11 protein-coding genes are annotated in these 17,513 nt (G+C 31.5%); 4 read left to right on the top strand and 7 right to left on the bottom strand.

All coding sequences use genetic code 11. From position 1 onward, the window contains the following. Nucleotides 1-68 precede the first annotated feature (68 nt). From Q1B05_RS06800 to Q1B05_RS06790, 3 genes are read left to right on the top strand one after another with little or no spacing between them, the layout of a single operon-like run. Nucleotides 69-3,158, top strand: a complete 3,090-nt coding sequence (locus Q1B05_RS06800; RefSeq protein ID WP_299778966.1) for a hypothetical protein — start codon at nucleotides 69-71, stop codon at nucleotides 3,156-3,158. Beyond that, nucleotides 3,158-4,375, top strand: a complete 1,218-nt coding sequence (locus tag Q1B05_RS06795) for a hypothetical protein (RefSeq protein WP_299778964.1) — start codon at nucleotides 3,158-3,160, stop codon at nucleotides 4,373-4,375. The genes Q1B05_RS06800 and Q1B05_RS06795 overlap by 1 nt, the downstream gene beginning before the upstream one ends. Next, entirely contained in the window at nucleotides 4,369-5,886 is a 1,518-nt protein-coding gene (locus Q1B05_RS06790; RefSeq protein ID WP_299778962.1) for a glycoside hydrolase family 2 TIM barrel-domain containing protein, read from the top strand. The genes Q1B05_RS06795 and Q1B05_RS06790 overlap by 7 nt, the downstream gene beginning before the upstream one ends. Here the strand turns inward: Q1B05_RS06790 and Q1B05_RS06785 are convergent. Both Q1B05_RS06785 and Q1B05_RS06780 read right to left on the bottom strand, forming a co-directional pair. Next, complete coding sequence (locus tag Q1B05_RS06785; protein ID WP_299778960.1) at nucleotides 5,876-7,093, bottom strand: glycosyltransferase; 1,218 nt, start codon at nucleotides 7,091-7,093, stop codon at nucleotides 5,876-5,878. The genes Q1B05_RS06790 and Q1B05_RS06785 overlap by 11 nt on opposite strands. 106 nt (nucleotides 7,094-7,199) lie before the next feature. After that, entirely contained in the window at nucleotides 7,200-8,450 is a 1,251-nt protein-coding gene (locus Q1B05_RS06780; RefSeq protein ID WP_299779744.1) for an oligosaccharide flippase family protein, read from the bottom strand. A 192-nt stretch (nucleotides 8,451-8,642) separates the two neighbouring features. Here Q1B05_RS06780 and Q1B05_RS06775 point away from each other — a divergent pair, with 192 nt between their 5' ends. Continuing rightward, nucleotides 8,643-10,703 (top strand): tetratricopeptide repeat protein, encoded by a 2,061-nt coding sequence (locus Q1B05_RS06775; RefSeq protein ID WP_299778958.1) that lies wholly within the window; start codon nucleotides 8,643-8,645, stop codon nucleotides 10,701-10,703. 881 nt (nucleotides 10,704-11,584) lie between these two features. Here the strand turns inward: Q1B05_RS06775 and Q1B05_RS06770 are convergent. The 5 genes from Q1B05_RS06770 to Q1B05_RS06750 all read right to left on the bottom strand — a co-directional run bounded on the left by Q1B05_RS06770 (nucleotide 11,585) and on the right by Q1B05_RS06750 (nucleotide 17,513). Further along, a complete protein-coding gene (locus tag Q1B05_RS06770; protein ID WP_299778956.1) occupies nucleotides 11,585-14,173 on the bottom strand; it encodes a T9SS type A sorting domain-containing protein in 2,589 nt (862 codons plus the stop codon). Between the two features lie 109 nt (nucleotides 14,174-14,282). After that, entirely contained in the window at nucleotides 14,283-14,999 is a 717-nt protein-coding gene (locus Q1B05_RS06765) for a LytTR family DNA-binding domain-containing protein (RefSeq protein WP_299778954.1), read from the bottom strand. A 9-nt stretch (nucleotides 15,000-15,008) separates the two neighbouring features. Beyond that, nucleotides 15,009-15,326 carry an Hpt domain-containing protein gene (locus Q1B05_RS06760; RefSeq protein WP_299778952.1) on the bottom strand — a complete coding sequence of 106 codons (318 nt, stop codon included), beginning with the start codon at nucleotides 15,324-15,326 and terminating at the stop codon, nucleotides 15,009-15,011. Beyond that, entirely contained in the window at nucleotides 15,313-16,377 is a 1,065-nt protein-coding gene (locus tag Q1B05_RS06755; protein WP_299778950.1) for an ATP-binding protein, read from the bottom strand. The genes Q1B05_RS06760 and Q1B05_RS06755 overlap by 14 nt, the downstream gene beginning before the upstream one ends. Then, nucleotides 16,377-17,513: an FIST N-terminal domain-containing protein gene (locus Q1B05_RS06750; RefSeq protein ID WP_299778948.1), complete on the bottom strand. Its 1,137-nt coding sequence runs from the start codon at nucleotides 17,511-17,513 to the stop codon at nucleotides 16,377-16,379. Before Q1B05_RS06750 ends, Q1B05_RS06755 begins: the two co-directional genes overlap by 1 nt.

Genomic DNA, 17,513 nt, shown 5'->3' with positions numbered 1-17,513 from the left:
GGTCATTAAAAATAAAAGCACTATTTAAATTACATATCTTTACCATACTGTTATCCTTAAGGCTTTTAATGAAAGAAACCTCGAATAAATACTTAATATCTGCGCTTCTCTTAGGATTGGCTTTTCATGGTAGTGCCATATTTTTTACTTTGGAAACCACTTACGATGCATTAATCCATTTATTTTTTGCAGATCATTATGCTCATAATTGGTTCGAACCTTGGAACTACGAATGGTATACTGGCTTCACAGTACAAAGTTACCCGCCTTTAGTACACCAATCTATTGCATTATTATCTCTAATTGGTGGCTTAAAATTCGGCATGTTTTGTGTCGCTCTTATCGCAATTGTATTATTTATAACAGGGGCTTATCGGTTTTCGTTATTAATAACAGCTAATAAAACTATTGCTGGTTATGCTACAGTTTTGGCCGTGTTTTCGTCTTCCTTTATAGAAACCCTTCATATTTTCGGACAATTACCAAGTATTATAGGTGTTTCTGTATTAATGCATGCGTTACCAGAAATTTATTTATGGTTAAAAACAGGTAGAAAATGGTATTTAGCAACGAGCTTATCTTTAATTGCTGTTACAGTAACATCGCACCATGTTACGCCAATTTTTGGGATGGTCTTTTTTATATTTCCTTTAATAGGCATGGTAATCATGGATGTTTCTAGAGAACAAGTCTCCTCTATGAAAGAAGTAACCTTTAAACTCTTTCTAAGTAGTTTTTTCAAGCTATTTAAACGAATTATAAGTTTCGGGATGCTGTCTTTAGTTTTAATTGTGGGGTGTATTTTTCCGTATTGGTTAAACTCTAAAGCCAATCCAATTACTCAGGTTCCAATTCCGCATGGTTCACGAGATAATTTTCTAGAAATCACGTCTTCTGGATTAGTATTCTTCCTAATTCCTTGGGGAATTTTACTCATAATACTCCCTTATATTTTTTATAGATATTATAGCAAACGGTATTTGTTTTTTGGATTATCTATAACCATTTGTACCATTTTAGGAACAGGAGGAACAACTCCTATACCTTTAAAAATACTCGGTGAAACAGCTTTTAATATTTTAACTTTAGATCGATTTACACTTTGGGCTTCTATCTTGTCCATACCTATGTTAGGCGAATTTGCCTATCGGTTTGTTGAAGGTGATTTAAAAGAACTCATTCAGTCTAGGTTTGGAGCAATATATCATCGTGTTATTGGCGGAATATTAGCTGGACTTTTTGTGTTTATGGTGATTTTTACGATGAGTTTAAATTACTTTAGACCATCGCAACCTCAGAAAATAAAGATGTTGCCTATAGTAAATTTCTTAAATCAAGACGATCACGATAAATGGCGTTTTTTAACCTTAGGCTTTGGAGACCAAATGGCTTGGCTAAGTGCCCAAACCAATGCCATGACTGTAGATGGAAATTACCATTCTGCAAGACGCCTACCAGAACTTACCACAAGACCTATCGAACGTTTAGAAAACTCTAAATTTAAAGGTGTTGCCGGTATTGGATCGTTACAACAATTTTTAACCACACCCGAAAAATACAACCTCAAGTACATATTCTCAAACGATAAATTTTACGATCCTATTCTCTATTTCTGTGGTTGGCAACGTTTACGCCAATTAGAAAATGGCATTATGGTTTGGGAACGCCTAAATATACCACCTGTGTCTTCTATTTTACCTAAAGAAGATGTTGCCAAATGGCTAAAAATTATGTGGGGAGTTATTCCGTTTCTTACGGTTTTAGTTGCATTTATTTTAAATATACAAATGCTTTGGGTAAACATGTTAAAAACACGAATAAAACCTATTCCCGACTTTTTAAAATACTCGGTTACCTACAAAAAATTTAATCGAAATGTTTTGCGTATCACTCATATTTGGTCCTTATTTCTAGCCAGCATCTTGTTTTACGGTATTTATGTATTTTACCTAAAAAATGATTCACAACGCAGTCCTGAAAATGCCGTAATTGCTTACTACGATGCTCTAGATTTTAAAAAATTTGAAAAAGCATACAGCTTAATTGATCCCAATAGTAATATTCCGATTTCACAATATATGTTAGAAATTTCTGTGACAGATGGTTTATTAAGTAGTTATGCCAAAATGGATGCTATTAAAACTGAAATTACTAACTATAACGACAGTACAGTCGCTGCAAAAGTGACTAGCCAATGGATTACACCCTTGGAAAAAATAAAAAAAGTAGATTATAAATCACTTTCTAAAATAAAAGGAAAATGGTATTTACAACCAGACGATTTAAATAACGATTTACCACCAGACCAATTGTTTTCGGCTAACACAACCAAATATTTTAATCAAGGACGTCGCCGCATTACTACAGAGCAAACACACCACGAAGACGTTTTAAAACAACCTGTTCTAGAAATTATTTCTGCGAAATTAGTACAATACAATGGGCATTATGCAATTATTGGTGAAGTACAAAATATAGATAATGTTCCTGCAGATGTTATTTTAAAGGGCAGCTTATATAACGATAATAATAAACAATTAGCTACCTATAATGCAAAGTATCATGTAAAACACAAATTAATGCCTAAAGAATCTAGTAGTTTCAGGATTAACTTTGAAGGTATTGCATGGTCTAAAACACAAGATTCTATTCCCGATACGTTTAATCCTGATGAATTTACTCCCGTTGAATTTGAAGAACAACCAACTAAATTCAATTTGCAAGTGGCTGGAAATGTTTCTGGATCCGATTTATATAAAAATGTTGTATTGAGTGCTATTGATATTACAAATGAAACCATAAACGGAAACCTGTTTAATAGCGGAATTCAAGAAATTACCATTCCACAACTATTAATCACCTATTATGATGAAAACAAAACTATGGTTTGGGTCGATCATTTATTTGTAAAAGAAGGCATTAGACAACAACGCAAACAAAATTTTAAATACTCCATTTTAAAAGATGGAAAAATAAAAATCATTAATAATAGCATGAAAAACATATTTGTTAATGGCTTACCAAATGATGCTATTGCTAATAAAATAATACCAACCAGAATTGAAAATCATACAAACGAAGAACTACAACATATTGTACATCCAGATTTTAGTTATATAAAAATAGAAATTAACACCTATATAGGTAGCCCAAATTAATGAAGTTAACATACACATATTTGTTCCTTTTAAGCTTGATTTTAACGTCTCCATTTGCTGTTGCGCAACAAAATAAAACAGCTAAAACAATTAAACTTCTAAGTACAAAAACCAACTATGAGGCAGGACAGGTAATTACGTTGCAATTTTCGATAAACACACAAGAAGCTCCATTACTCTATTGCGCTAACAGTTATGGATCTACATTGGTCACTGCAACCCTAAAAAAGAATACTAGGGAATACCTCATTCCAAAAAATATCACCAAAAAAACAGGGCTTATAAATTGGAAATTGTTAAATAAGAGTCATTTCCTTTCGGGACAAATCAGGATCAATCCTAAACAAGAAGTTGCTACTATGGAAACGTATATTGGTCCGCCAAGTATTCAAGCAGGAGGTACAGATTACACCATGTTGGTTGTTATTCCTACAGATTCTTTAGATAATCCTTTAGCAGAACATACCTTAGTTAAAGCAAAGCATCAATTTTTGGCTTCCGAAGAAACGCACGATATTTTCACAAAACATTTAATTGCTTATAAAAACATTAATTCTAAACAAGAAAGCGGACGCATGTTAGTCTCTTCAGAAAGTTTAGGCATCAACTCTAAAGAATTTACTATAAATGTAGCTGCAGCAATTCCTACAGATTTCTCTATTTCTGCATCACGACCTCATGAATATGCCGATGGTAATCAGATAACAACATTTTCGACATCTGTTATAAAAGACAAACAAAATAACGTAGTTAGCGACGGAACTTTTGTTACATTCTTCATCACAAATCAAAAGCAAGATATTTTAAAAACTACAGGAACAACTATAGATGGTATTGCTCAATCTAAAATGATTCATCCCGACTTTAAAGACACATGGAGCGTTAAAGCCTATATAGAAGGTATGTCTGAAAGCAATACAATTTTACTTAGTTACAAACAAGTTATAGAAGATTTCGAGGTTTTATTCTCTAATAAAAATAGAACATTGACTGTTGGACCTTTACAAAGTTTTATGAAACAAATGATTCCAGACGGACTGCAAGTCAAACTAAACATTTACAACAACGGTGCTCTTATAAATACACTTATAAAAACGTCCTTTAATGGCTATGTAAGCTTCAATTTAAAACCTGCTATTTATAAAAATAGCAACTATGATTTCAGTATAGAAACGGCTGGAAAAACAAAAGAATTCAACACAAAAAAACTATGGTAAGTCTTAATAAAAACATATTACGTACCATTTTAATTATTTCATATATTATGGTTATTGCCCTTATTATTTCAGGAGTTAGTGCCTTATTTAGCTATCTAAATACGGGTGCAGACCGCAGTACCATGCTTCATACAGAAATTAATAAAGTAGAACAGTACACCCCAAAATTAGAATGGGAACCTTTACAAAATGAAGGCAGACCAATGGATAACGAAAACTTAAATGCTTTACAAAACGATTATCTAGATGCTTGGTATGTAAAACAAATTGCTTACAAAACGAACAAAATAGCGGGAATTAAAGATTATTATACAGATAGTGCAAGAAAAAATTTATACGATTTCATTACTTTAAATAAAGCAGAAGACATCACTATTGAAGCAACCACTTTAAAACACAATCCAACATTAGATTTTTTTAGTGAAGACGGCCAATTAGCAGTGATTACAGATAGAAATGTTGTCGAATACAAACGGCTTTTTAAAGCAGAACAAATGGTTTTAGAAACTACTGAAACCTCAAATTACAGCATCGTATTTTTACTTGAAGATGGCTTTTGGCGCATTCGACATATTGTAAAAGAAAATGTTGATATATCTAAAAAACGTCATGAAATAATTTCTGTAAATCATTTAAATATTAAAGGGATTAATTATTATCCGCAAGCCAATCCTTGGGATATGTTTGGAAATCAGTTTTCTACAGCTATTATTTCAAAAGACTTTAAAATTATAAAAGAGGCAGATTTAAATACAATACGCCTTTTTGTACAGTATAACGATTTTGGAAAAGCAAATGTTGATGCAAAAAAATTACAAAAATTAAAGCAAACTTTAGATATTGCCGAAGCATACCAACTAAAAGTGGTATTAACATTATTCGATTTTTATGGCGATTATTCGGTAATGAGCTATACGTTAAACCAGCGTCATGCAGAAACCATTGTAAGTACACTAAAAAACCACAATGCACTGTTAGCTTGGGATATAAAAAATGAACCCAATTTAGATTTTGAATCAAGAGGTAAAGATAATGTAATTGCTTGGTTAGATAATATGATAGATTTAGTAAAATCTGTAGATGATTCTCATCCAGTAACTATTGGCTGGTCTAATACACAAAGCGCATCGATTTTAAAAGATAAAGTAGACTTTGTATCGTTTCACTATTACGAAGATTTAGAACTTTTAGATGCAGCAATAAAAAACATGAAAACAGAAATTCCGAACAAACCATTAGTCCTTCAAGAATTCGGATTGTCGTCTTATTCTGGTTTATGGAAACCTTTCGGATCTTCGGACACTGATCAAGCAAACTATCACAAAAAAATCCAAGACATAATTGCAGTGAATAACTTACAATTTATGTCTTGGACTTTGTATGATTTTGATAATATTCCGGAAGACGTTGTAGGATGGCAACCTTGGAGAAAACAAACTCAAGAGCATTTTGGTTTTATTAACCAAGATGGCAAACGTAAACCTGCTTTTAAATATATTTCTATAAAATAATACTTCTACTTGTGTGATGATGTGCTCTAGATTTATTTTCGATTATAGTATGAAACGTTTCTAAATACATTGCTGTTATTTTACTCATAGGCAAAGCTGTTGCTGCTTGATAATTTGCTTGTCCTAATGTAATTCTATATGCATTATTAGTAACTATATTCTCTATTGCTTGCGCTAAACTCTCCACGCTTGTTGGTTCAAAAAATTCGCCCTGATATCCTTCTTCTTTTACCAAATTGGCTAAATCTCCTAAATCCGGCATTACCACGGCTTTACCATAACTTCCTGCTTGGTGTAAAACCCCCGAACTCCCTGTAGTAGACGTATAAGGAAATACAACTACCGTACTGTTATTAAACACAGTTGCAACTTCATCTTCTTCAACATACCCGGTAAAACGAACTTGTGGCACATGCTTATAATCTTCTTGTACTTGAGCTAAATAACCAGGTACATTAGGGTTATCTGTTCCTGCTATAACAACTTCTAAATCTAGACCTGTTCTGGCTCTTACAATTTCTACAGCTTCAATCATGCCTTCTACTTTTTTGTATGTACCAAATTTTCCGAAAGTCATAATTTGTAACGGACCATCTTTTAAGCTATAATCTTGTTCTTCTGGAGTTTCAAACGTACCATGAGGAATTAATTTTACATTTGCTGCCAAATATTTCAATTCTAAAACCTCGACATATTTCTGCATAGTCACTGTAACAGCATCTGCTTGAAGAATAAGTTGAGTTAATGTTGTGCCTATAAATCCATAAATTTTTTGCATTAATTTATTCGACGTAAAACCGGCGCTTCCTAAATCTACTTCTTCAAGAATATTGTGTAATAAAACAATATTTGGTATTTTTTTTAACTTGCAAACTAAAGGCAACATTAACCCTAAAGCAGCGGCAATTTTCTTGTCACCAAACTTCATAAACTGTAAGTTAAATAATACGGCATCTGGTTGCGTTTTATTAATCTGTCTTGTTACAGTATATAAATTTCTATAACTATTAAACGACCAACACTCTTTAACTGTAATCTTACATCCTGCTTCAGTAAACTCAAGATCTTTTTCTCCATCTGTTCTATCTGTAAGCAAAATCAATTCAGTAATTTCTTTCTTTTGTCTAAAGTGTTTTACTAGATGATATGCGTATTCGGTTAAGGTTACTTTACTTGGAGGGAATGCGGTTACAATAGCTAATTTCATGATTAATTATTTAATTATAGTACAAATTTGATGTTTTTGAATGACTAAAGAAGACAAACTTAGATAGACAGCATTTTAGTGTAGACGAATGGTAATTTGCTTTAGACTAAGTAGTTAATCGCATTTTCACTGAATTGAATTTGAAGAATAAAATTTGAATAACAAGAAGTAATATCATTGCAATTATCTGCATATGAACGACTTGTTCTAAACTCTTATGAAAGAATATCACCAAGACCATTTGAAGCATTCCAAACACTCCAGAAATCACTACTGGCACATATTTATCTAAAGACAAATAGTAATACGCAAAAATGTTAGATACAGCAAACATGCCTGTTGCAGTCGCATATTTCCATAATAAAGGGGCCATTGTTAAATAACTTTCTCCAAACAAGATCATAATCATTAATTTAGGTAAAATGGCACAAACAAGAATAATTACTAATGCAATTGCAGCAATATAACCAACATATTTAAATAAAATAGGTGCAGTATCTTTCCCTTCCTTTTTAAGCTGAATTACCGTTGGTAACAACAACATTACAAACATCCAAGCAATAAAATAAACAATACGTCCTATTAAAGCCAAGGAAGCATAGAGTCCTGCTTCGTAAGATTCAAAATAATGTTTCACTAATAAAATATCGCTGTTATTTATAATAATTTGAGTCAACTCATAAAATGCTGTTAACATAAAAAAGTTTCGAATTTGTTTAGAATTTTCAGCATCAAGAGTTGTTTTTTTAAGCGAAATATGTGCTGTTTTAAAAGGAAATAAACCAAATATAAAAGAGATTAAAATTCCTATTGCAATGATGATAGATGATTCTATCTTTAATATAAAAATTAACGCTAAGGTTATTATAAGTCTGCTTATCATTTCACCCTGATAAGTAATAGATAATAATTTAAAAGCCTTCTTGCCTTGAAAAACACCACGGTTTACACTCATTAAAAAATAAAAAGGTACACCCATTCCAAAAATAATAAACATACTGGCCGTTGATGTGTTGAAAATGTGTTGAAGTTGATTGGAAAACAAGATGATTAAAAACCCTAAGAAGATTCCCACAGCAAGTGCATTTTTATAAACTTTAGACACAAAATTTTTAAAAATATGGGCTTCAAATAACACTGAGAATTTTGCCGTTACCAATTGAAAAGTCATAGCAACAAAAGAGAGTACTAATAAAAAGGTAATTAGCACAGCGGCATCTGCAAATTGTTCTGGACCTAACAAACGTCCTAAAATAAGATTATATACATAATTGCCTCCGTTAACCAATAAAACGCTTAACATAAAAAGTTGCTCTGGAGATATTTTTCTAGAGCTTATATTCGAAATAATTTGCATCATTATTTGTGTCTTTAATACTTTAAATAATTTAGTAACCCTTAATTTGTAAACACATACAATTTGGTATTACTGATACAAATATCTTTTAACAATCAACAGATTACCAATATATTTCGGTGAGTTGCAACTTGCTATAGACGAATGATTGGATTGGATTGATTAACTTGCATTAACATAAAAACAGAACAAATGACCTATAAATATTATCTTATATTATGCCTAATAGTTTTTACAAGTTTAGCTAATGCACAAGATATGCAAGAAGGTTTTACATATTTAGAAACTGGAAAATATGCTAAAGCAGAAACCTTTTTCAAAACTGTTTTAAAAAATTATCCAACAAATAAAACAGCTAAATTATGTTATGGTCGTGCTGTTGGTTTACAGGGAGATTCAGAACAAGCTGTTACAATATTTACCGATTTATTAAAAACCTATCCTACAGATTTTGAAATTAAATTAAACTATGCAGAAGCTTTATTATGGAATAAAAACTACCTCGATGCAAAAACATTTTACGAAAGTTTAATTACAGAAAATAACCGAAGTTTTCCAGCACTTTTAGGTTATGCAAATACACTATCTAATCTTAAAATTTATGATGAAGCATTAATTTATGTGAATAAAGCTTTAGAGGTCTTACCTGGAAATGCAAATGCATTAACATCTAAAAAATACATTTATTTAGGGTATGCCTACCAGAAGCAGCAAGCTCAGAATTACAAAGAAGCAGAACGTCTTTTAAAAGAAAACTTAACGCTTTTTAAAGATGATACCGACACTTTAATCAATCTGGCAAATTTATACTTAATAGCAGACCGCTTAGAAGATGCAAAAGCGACTTATACTTTTTTAAAAACGAATCAAGAAACTAAACATATCGCTTTAAATGGCTTAGCTTTAGTTGCACATTTAAACGGAAAGGAAAAAGAGGCCTTACAAATTAGTGAGCAATCCTATTCAAATTTAGAAACGAATACCAATCAGAAACACATTCAACCAACTACAGAGCGTTATATACAAGCCTTAATTTGGAATAAAGAATATAAAACTGCAGATACTTTAATATCTAAATTAATTACAGATAACCCCAACAAGAATTGGTTATTATCACTCCGTGCAACTTTAAATATTTATAAAAGTGATTTTAAAAAGAGTGTTGTAGATTATAATCGGATTTTAGAAAATGACAGTACCTCGTTTGACGGAAATCTAGGAAAAGCCAATGCTTTAAAAGCAATAGGACGTTATGATGATGCCTACCGTTCAGCAGAAAACACACTAAAATTTTACAATAACCAAAAAGATGCTACTAATTTTATAAAAACATTAAACGCAAACTTTACACCCTTTTGGGAAACCAAAACCTTACATTCTTCAGATAATGGCGATAACAAAGCTTACGCCGTACAAACCAATATTGAATTCCCAACGTCTACAAGACTAAAATGGTTAGCGCATTATAGTTACAGATCAACTAGTAATAAAGTCACCGATAACGATGCTAAATCTAACGATTTTGCTTTAGGATTAAGCTATCAGATTTTGCAAAATATAACCTTTAAAGGTACTGCAGGTATTACAGCTGCAAAAGCGAATAACAACAATTATACTCAATTTGTTACCGATCTGTCTTTAAACATAAAACCGTTTAAACTTCAAGTTTTAGATATTGGTTACAAAAGTGAAATACAAAGTTTTAATGCCGAATTATTAGAACGAGAAATTGTGATGAATAACCTGTACGCAAACTACAATTTAAGCACCAATTTTAATTTAGGATGGTTTACACAATATTATTATACATGGCAAAACGATGATAACAACAGAAACCTATTGTTCACATCGTTATATTATAACATTATGGCTAAACCAAGTTTAAAAGCAGGTTTAAACTATCAATATATTACATTTAAAAACCAAGTACCAACCATTTATTTTAGTCCTGAAAAATTTAATGCTGTCGAAATTTTCGCAAACATTATAAAAGATGAAGTCATTACCAAACCAAAATCATGGTTTTACGAACTTACTGCAGCAACAGGATTACAGTATATTGAAGACGATAGTAGCCAACTAACCTACCGCATACAAGGAAAGTTAGGATATAAGTTCACAGAACGCACCTTATTAAATCTCTATGGCACACGAAGTAACATCGCCTCTGCCACAGCTGCTGGTTTTACGTTTTCTGAAATTGGTTTACGTTTTAAATGGTACTTGTTTGATTCTCCTGTTTTTAGAAAATAATGATATTGACTTTTAAAATAAGTAATATAACCTATATTAAAATGTGTAATAACTAAACCTTGTGCTCACTTAATATTCTATATTATACATATCTTGAATAATAAATAGTACAGTTTAGTCCTTGTAAACGTACGCTACAACTGTTACAGTTTACTACCCCACTCTATCTAAAACAACTATACTTTTTAAAAAGTTATAGCCTTTACCTTTTTGGTCTATTAATTCTTTTAAACACCATTTTGATTTAAATTTTCAAGATTAAAGGCTTCTAATTTCCCCTGTTCAATCCAATCTAGCCACCTATTCAACAATTAATATGTCTAATAAAATGATTGTTTTAGAGTAATTACGATCAAAGAAGTCTCTAATAATCAATGCCAAATGCTGCATATACGCTATTTTGATATTAGGAATAAACATGTGATATCACTTTAAAATCGCCCTATTGTATTTCAATATCATCGTCTGATATGCGTTTCCAAAAGACTTTAAGCTCCCAATTTTTAATTAAGGAAGACTGTTCTACAATAGAAAAAAGTGATTTAAGTCCGTCTATTTAATTTATAAATACTCTTATACCGTTTTCTAAATTGAACTAAACTCTTAAACCAAATCTTGATAAACGTGCTTTAATTCTAATTTGAATAATTGTGCTCTAATATTTAAGAAATTCAATATGATTGTAATACGTTGCTTGATGAATTAAAAACCAATCTCATCAATAAAACTAAAGTTGATATCTATTTAATACGATAAAACAAAAGGATTAACAATTCTAAGAGTACACCTATTCAACCTTCATTTTTCAGAAAAAACCATAAAACAAAAAAAGGCAAAAGACTTTCGTCTTTTGCCACACTACAGGAGGAATTAGCTATTAATTAATTCACGAGTAGCTTAATCGTTTTATAAGTGGTATTCTTACTTTTAATTTTACATAAATACAGTCCAGAACTTAGGCGATCTCGGTCTAATGCTATTTCATTATTACCATTTGTTGCTTTAAACGCTATTTGTTTTACTAAACCTCCAATTTGGTTATATACTACTAACACAACGTCTTCAGAGCTTATTGCTGTAAAGTGAATTTTAGTACTGGTATTCATCGGGTTTGGAGATGCAAACGGACCTGTTTCTTTTTCTAAAAGCGTATCTGCTACAGAAAGAGTATTTGTATTAGTAGAAAATCTTAATTGTTCTAAAGTCATTTCTTTCGTAGTTTCTTCGCCATTTTCTGCTAACATGGTAAACACCATAGACGTTACATCGTGAACTGCTATTGGTTCTCCGTTACTAGATTTAAAATCTGAAAATAACAGACTATATTCTTGCAGTTCGTCTGTTAAATCTATACTTGTTTTATATTGTGTTTCCCAATTGCTTACGCTTTCTTTCACCAATCGTACAATTAGTGTTCCTGTCCCTTTTGCTTGAAGTTGAAAGCTTTTATATACAGATAAATCTATAGGATTAAATTTTGGTGTCAAGGCTCTATACGCTGCAATATATTCGCTAGTTGTGGCCTTTAAACTAATACTTCGTTCAATCTGGTAGTCGTCGTTTGTAAAGGTGCTTTCATTCGCTTTAACAACATAGCTTGTTACTGTTGTAGTTGGTGCAGCATCATCGTATCCCCAAGGTCCGTCTGATAAAAATAAATCATCGGGAGTCGCAACTCCATCACCTATTCTAAACCCGATATCAAACAAGCTTCCGGCATCAACTTGAATATTAGAAATATAATTTCCGTCTAAATTAATGTTGGTCGACACATAATCTACAAGATTGGTTTCTGTCGTTCTCAATCCACCATCAAAATTAACCAAGGCACTTCTATTAGTATTTACAATTTCTAAATCTAACTTGCCATTACGGTAAGTTCCCTTTTTAACAAAAACCGTTGGTGGTGTAGAATTATTATAACTTGAAATAGGTTTTTGAACTGCAACTAACTGTATAACTTCTTCACCTAACGTTATTAAATCGTCTAAAGAATTTGACCAAATTTGAAAATTATAAAAGCCTACATGATCTTCGTATTTATCTAGATTCCAATGACTCTCGATTTCGAAATTGGTATTATCTGGGGTTGATTTTGCTGAAAAACTTAATACAAATTCTAACGAGCCGTCACTGTTTTTAACTAAAGCTTTAATAAATTGTTGCTCACTAATTTCTATAGTCGATACAGAAATTAATTCGGCACCTAACAACCTATCGCAAATGTATTTGGTATGCTCATACACACCGTCTTCGGTTTCTAAAACCAGTATAGATGCTACAGCTTCATCCTGTCTAATATAATCTACAGAATACACTTGAGTAGCATTTGTAATTCCGACTAAATCGTCTGGAGAAGACTCGACTACAATATTTTCATTAATCACTTCAAGTGGAATAAAGTCTGATAATTGAAATGCCGTTCTGCTAGTTGCTGTATTGCCGTAAGATTCTAATTTTTTAAGCTGTTTTGCGGTGTTTTTATTAAATGTATAGTTGCTTTTTGTTCTATTAAAATTTCGTTTACTTATTTGATCTGATAAACGATTATTACTCTCTAATCCGCCAGCATTTGCACTTGTTGATGCAATAGTTTGTATAACCGGACAACCTGAGTAACCAGAACACGAAGGGTCTTCACAATCAATCAATCCATCGCCATCATCATCAATACCGTTATCACAAATTTCTTGAAGCACAGGAGCTGTCGGACAACGTGCTCCATCGTTACTTGCGCTTGAAGGTCCGAATGCAAACAGATTAGATTCCATAGTATTAGATCCGTTTAAATCTTGAACATTCTGTATTACATATATTGTTCCTGTTTGATTAGCCGACACATAAAAACGACCTGAAGCATCAAAATATACTGCACCATACGTATAACTTAATCCGGAAAGTATAGGTACTGCTCCTAAGCTTTGTACCATACCTGTTTCTGCATCTATCCGGTATAAAATATTAGTCTTCTTTTCTACTGTATATAATTTATTATCTACAGCATTAAAGGCCCAATCGTGATTACTAATGCTTTGAGATAATTGTAAAGCGTCTTTATACTTCCCGTAGTTATTAGAGTCTGGGTTTAAATCTATAGTATGGTAAGTCTTTCCTCCTCCTTTTAAATAATATAAACCATTGGTACTAATATCTCCAACATAATTGTTTCCGTTTGATAATTCTGGGATATAAAATGTAGTGGTTTCAAAATTCTTACCAATACGCACAATTGATTTTTCAGGCGTACTTAACGATCCCCATATGTATCCATCTGCAGGATTGTAAGCTGTAGCATTTATATTACCAGGTGTAACATCTGTGGCAATAACATATGAATTACCTGAAGCTAAATCGACAGCATATACATCATTATATTGAAATAAATACGCATTATAATCACAATTAAACGGTACATCTTGGGCATGTACTGTAGCGTAAAATAAGATAATTAATAATAGTATTTTTTTCATGATATAATTATTTATACCACAAAACTATGTTTCTATATGTTGATAATTTTTAATTTTCGGTAGATGAAAACTAAGTGTAGACGAATGGAAGCATTTGCAAGTTAAGCTATTACAATAAATTTAAACGTTTCATTAATTCTGGCCTGTTTGAACGACTTACAGGGATAACATCTTTTTTTATTAAAACGCTATTATCCTCAATATCAATAATTTTCTTGACATTAATAACATAAGAACGGTGTACTTTTAGAAAAACGCTATCGGATAATTTATCTTCAATTTTTTTTAATGTAGAGTGAACTGTATAGTTTTTATCTTCAGTTTTAATAAGTATATAATCGCCTTTAGCTTCTATTAAATAAATACTTGGAATTTCTATTTTTATAAGGCGTCTATCTATATTTACATATAAAACATCTCCAGTAGAAGATACGTCTTTTTTGGCTGTAGTGCTTTTTTTAACAGCTGTAGTAAGCGCTGTATTTTCTGCTTTTGTTACCGCCTTTTTAAAACGTGGCAACAAAATAGGTTTCACTAAATAGTCTATAATACATTCGTACTCAAAAGCATCAATAGCAAATTGAGGATCGGAAGTTGTTAGAATAATTTTAGGTGGATTTTTTAAGGTTTGAATAAAATCGAAGCCTGTAAAATCTGGCATATGAATATCTAAAAAAATTAAATCAACTTCATTTTGATTTAAAAATTTCATAGACTGAATTGCATCTGGAAAATCTGCTAAAACATTAAGACTTTTAATATTAGAGCATAATTGAACAACTATAGCTCTTGCCGTAGCCTCATCATCGATAATAATACAATTCATAAATACTAGTTACAACGTAGTTAAATAATTAGTTATGTTATTTAAGATAGATTCAAAAGCATCGCTAAGGTCTGTGTTACCATCTAATAAATTGTTTTCAAATGCTACTGCAATATCATAACTTTTCTCAAGTCCTAAAATACTAATTTTATGCTTAAGTTTATGTACATTATCTGCAGTCATTTTAAAATTTCCTGCATTAAAGTTTTCGTAATACGTTGCTTTTTCTTCTGGAAATTCGTTTTTTATAATAGCTATTAATTTCTGTTCGAAAGCAGTATCACCTCCAGACATACTGTGTATATAAGATAGATTAGGTTGTTCCATATGTCTCTTTTTTTAGTGTAAAATAAAAGGTAGTGCCTTTGCCTAATTCTGAATCTAGACATATTTTACCACCATAAACATCAACGATTTTTTTCACTATAGATAAGCCAATACCTACAGATTCGATGTTGTTTTCTAACTTTTCAAAGGTTTTAAATATTTTTTCAAAGTAAATGTTATCAATCCCTTTACCATTGTCTTTTATATAAAACTTCCAAAACTCATTATCATCTTCTACGCCTAACTCTATAAATCCTTCTGCTTTATCGTTATACTTTATGGCATTATCTATTAGGTTTTGAAACAATTGTTGAAGCCTGTATTTATCGCCTTTTATAACCGGTAATTTTGATATTTTTTGAATAGAAATGTGATTTGGAACAGAAATAAGATCCAAAATAGTGTCTATTAACTTATCCAGGTCTACGTCATAAAACTCAGATTCAATTTTACTAATCGTAGTATAATCTAAAATACCACTAATTAGATTATCCATTTTCTCAACATTGTCACGTATTAAATTCAGGTTATTATTCCCGTTTGCATCTATTTTATCTTTATAATCTTCCTTAAACCATGCCGTTAACGTATCTATACTACGTAATGGCGATTTTAAATCATGAGAGACCATATGGGCATAATCACTTAATTCCTGATTTTGTTCTTCTAATTTTTGTAAAACTTGCGCTCTATGTTCGTTAATTTCAATAATATCTTTAGTCTGACTATCTATGAAATTAACCAAATTGAGTCCGCTTAATTCCTCGTTAACTGGTTTATCAGTTTCCGAAGAATCATAAACTTTTAAAGTATTAATTACACTTTTTAATTTATCTATAAGTTCTTGTTGCTCTTTAGCTTCTTTTTGCAGCTTTTGGTTGGCAGTAAATAACTCTTCAGAACTAATGCTCATGGCACGTTGTAACATGGCAAAATGCTCGTCAAAATTATTATAAGACTTATCTACAGCATCTATAAAGGGTTCCAAATCTGACGTTATAGATGTTTTACTTAAATACTTACGTAACTGTCTTTTTAATAATGAATTCATTACTCGCTTAATAAAGTTACCGTCATGGTTTGGTTATGCAACTGGCAGGACACTTCGCCGTGAAATGGTGCTATCTCTCCGTAAGAATACAATCCTGTTACAGCAATTTCTTCTCCTATAACTTGTGTAACTTCTTCTATTTCTTCTTCCACACGCTGGTCCAAAACCAATTTTCTTCCAATACAACTCACCAATATTGCTAATTCTGGCTTCTTTTCGCGTAAACTTAAAGCTTGTTTTGCGGCTTGTTCTGATGCATTTGCAATATTATCTACATTAGTCATCATGAGTTGCACTTTTGAGTCTACAGGAATATCTCCTGCTAATATTACCGCATTATTTGCTTCGTCTATATTTAAAATAGAACGAACAATAGATTGTTTTTCTTTTGCACTCTTAACATTTAAAGGATATAATAATGCTGCGCCAGGTAAATCTTTTGCCTTATCTCCTAAATATTTTTTATAAATATCTAAAGCAGGCATATTATCTAATTCGTATAGAATATTTCCGTCAGATTTGGTTACCATACGTTCTGGTCCAAAGGGAGTCCAACCACCGTAGATAGAAAATGAAATTTCTAAAGCATCTCCATAAAAACCTATGGCAACAAGTTCTCCTGGTTTCGGATTTTCGTTATATGATGCCAATGTTTTTTCAAACCGATCTGAATCGCCACATAAGGCTCCAGTAATAAGAATATTATCTTCTGTGGCATTATTCATACCCTTAGTTAACTCACTACCGTTAATAAAACTCCCTTCAGAAATTACAAATACATATTTAAGTCTGCTTTTAGGAAATTGATTTATTAAATCGCTTCCCGTTTTAAAACTATCGAAATCTTTATTTAAAACATTACTTGTTTTAATAACAAATGCACTTTTTTCAAACTCTATAGCAGTAATCGTAACAGCATTTTCATTTACAGATTTAGCAGTAATATCTGCACAAGAAGAACCAAAAACAATTTCTCCATCTGGAAACAACGTTTTAATTTCTGTGTATAAGCCTTCATTTTCTAATAGATACCTGTTCCCAAAAACTAAAACCAATGGTTTAGTTAGTGTTATTTTATTACCAATATATATCCAATCCTTACCCGCTTCTTTTTTTGTTAACTGTACTATTTTCAT

This window comes from uncultured Formosa sp. (assembly GCF_947500765.1).
Classification (GTDB): Bacteria; Bacteroidota; Bacteroidia; order Flavobacteriales; family Flavobacteriaceae; genus Formosa.
Note: the sequence above shows the minus strand (reverse complement) of the source record. Positions and strands in the feature narration are given on the sequence as shown.

Excerpts from the sequence above, each read along its gene's own strand:
- Q1B05_RS06800 (WP_299778966.1), top strand. The coding sequence starts at position 69 with ATGAAAGAAACCTCGAATAAATACTTAATATCTGCGCTTCTCTTAGGA.
- Q1B05_RS06795 (WP_299778964.1), top strand. The coding sequence starts at position 3,158 with ATGAAGTTAACATACACATATTTGTTCCTTTTAAGCTTGATTTTAACG.
- Q1B05_RS06790 (WP_299778962.1), top strand. The coding sequence starts at position 4,369 with ATGGTAAGTCTTAATAAAAACATATTACGTACCATTTTAATTATTTCA.
- Q1B05_RS06785 (WP_299778960.1), bottom strand. The coding sequence starts at position 7,093 with ATGAAATTAGCTATTGTAACCGCATTCCCTCCAAGTAAAGTAACCTTA.
- Q1B05_RS06780 (WP_299779744.1), bottom strand. The coding sequence starts at position 8,450 with ATGCAAATTATTTCGAATATAAGCTCTAGAAAAATATCTCCAGAGCAA.
- Q1B05_RS06775 (WP_299778958.1), top strand. The coding sequence starts at position 8,643 with ATGACCTATAAATATTATCTTATATTATGCCTAATAGTTTTTACAAGT.
- Q1B05_RS06770 (WP_299778956.1), bottom strand. The coding sequence starts at position 14,173 with ATGAAAAAAATACTATTATTAATTATCTTATTTTACGCTACAGTACAT.
- Q1B05_RS06765 (WP_299778954.1), bottom strand. The coding sequence starts at position 14,999 with ATGAATTGTATTATTATCGATGATGAGGCTACGGCAAGAGCTATAGTT.
- Q1B05_RS06760 (WP_299778952.1), bottom strand. The coding sequence starts at position 15,326 with ATGGAACAACCTAATCTATCTTATATACACAGTATGTCTGGAGGTGAT.
- Q1B05_RS06755 (WP_299778950.1), bottom strand. The coding sequence starts at position 16,377 with ATGAATTCATTATTAAAAAGACAGTTACGTAAGTATTTAAGTAAAACA.
- Q1B05_RS06750 (WP_299778948.1), bottom strand. The coding sequence starts at position 17,513 with ATGAAAATAGTACAGTTAACAAAAAAAGAAGCGGGTAAGGATTGGATA.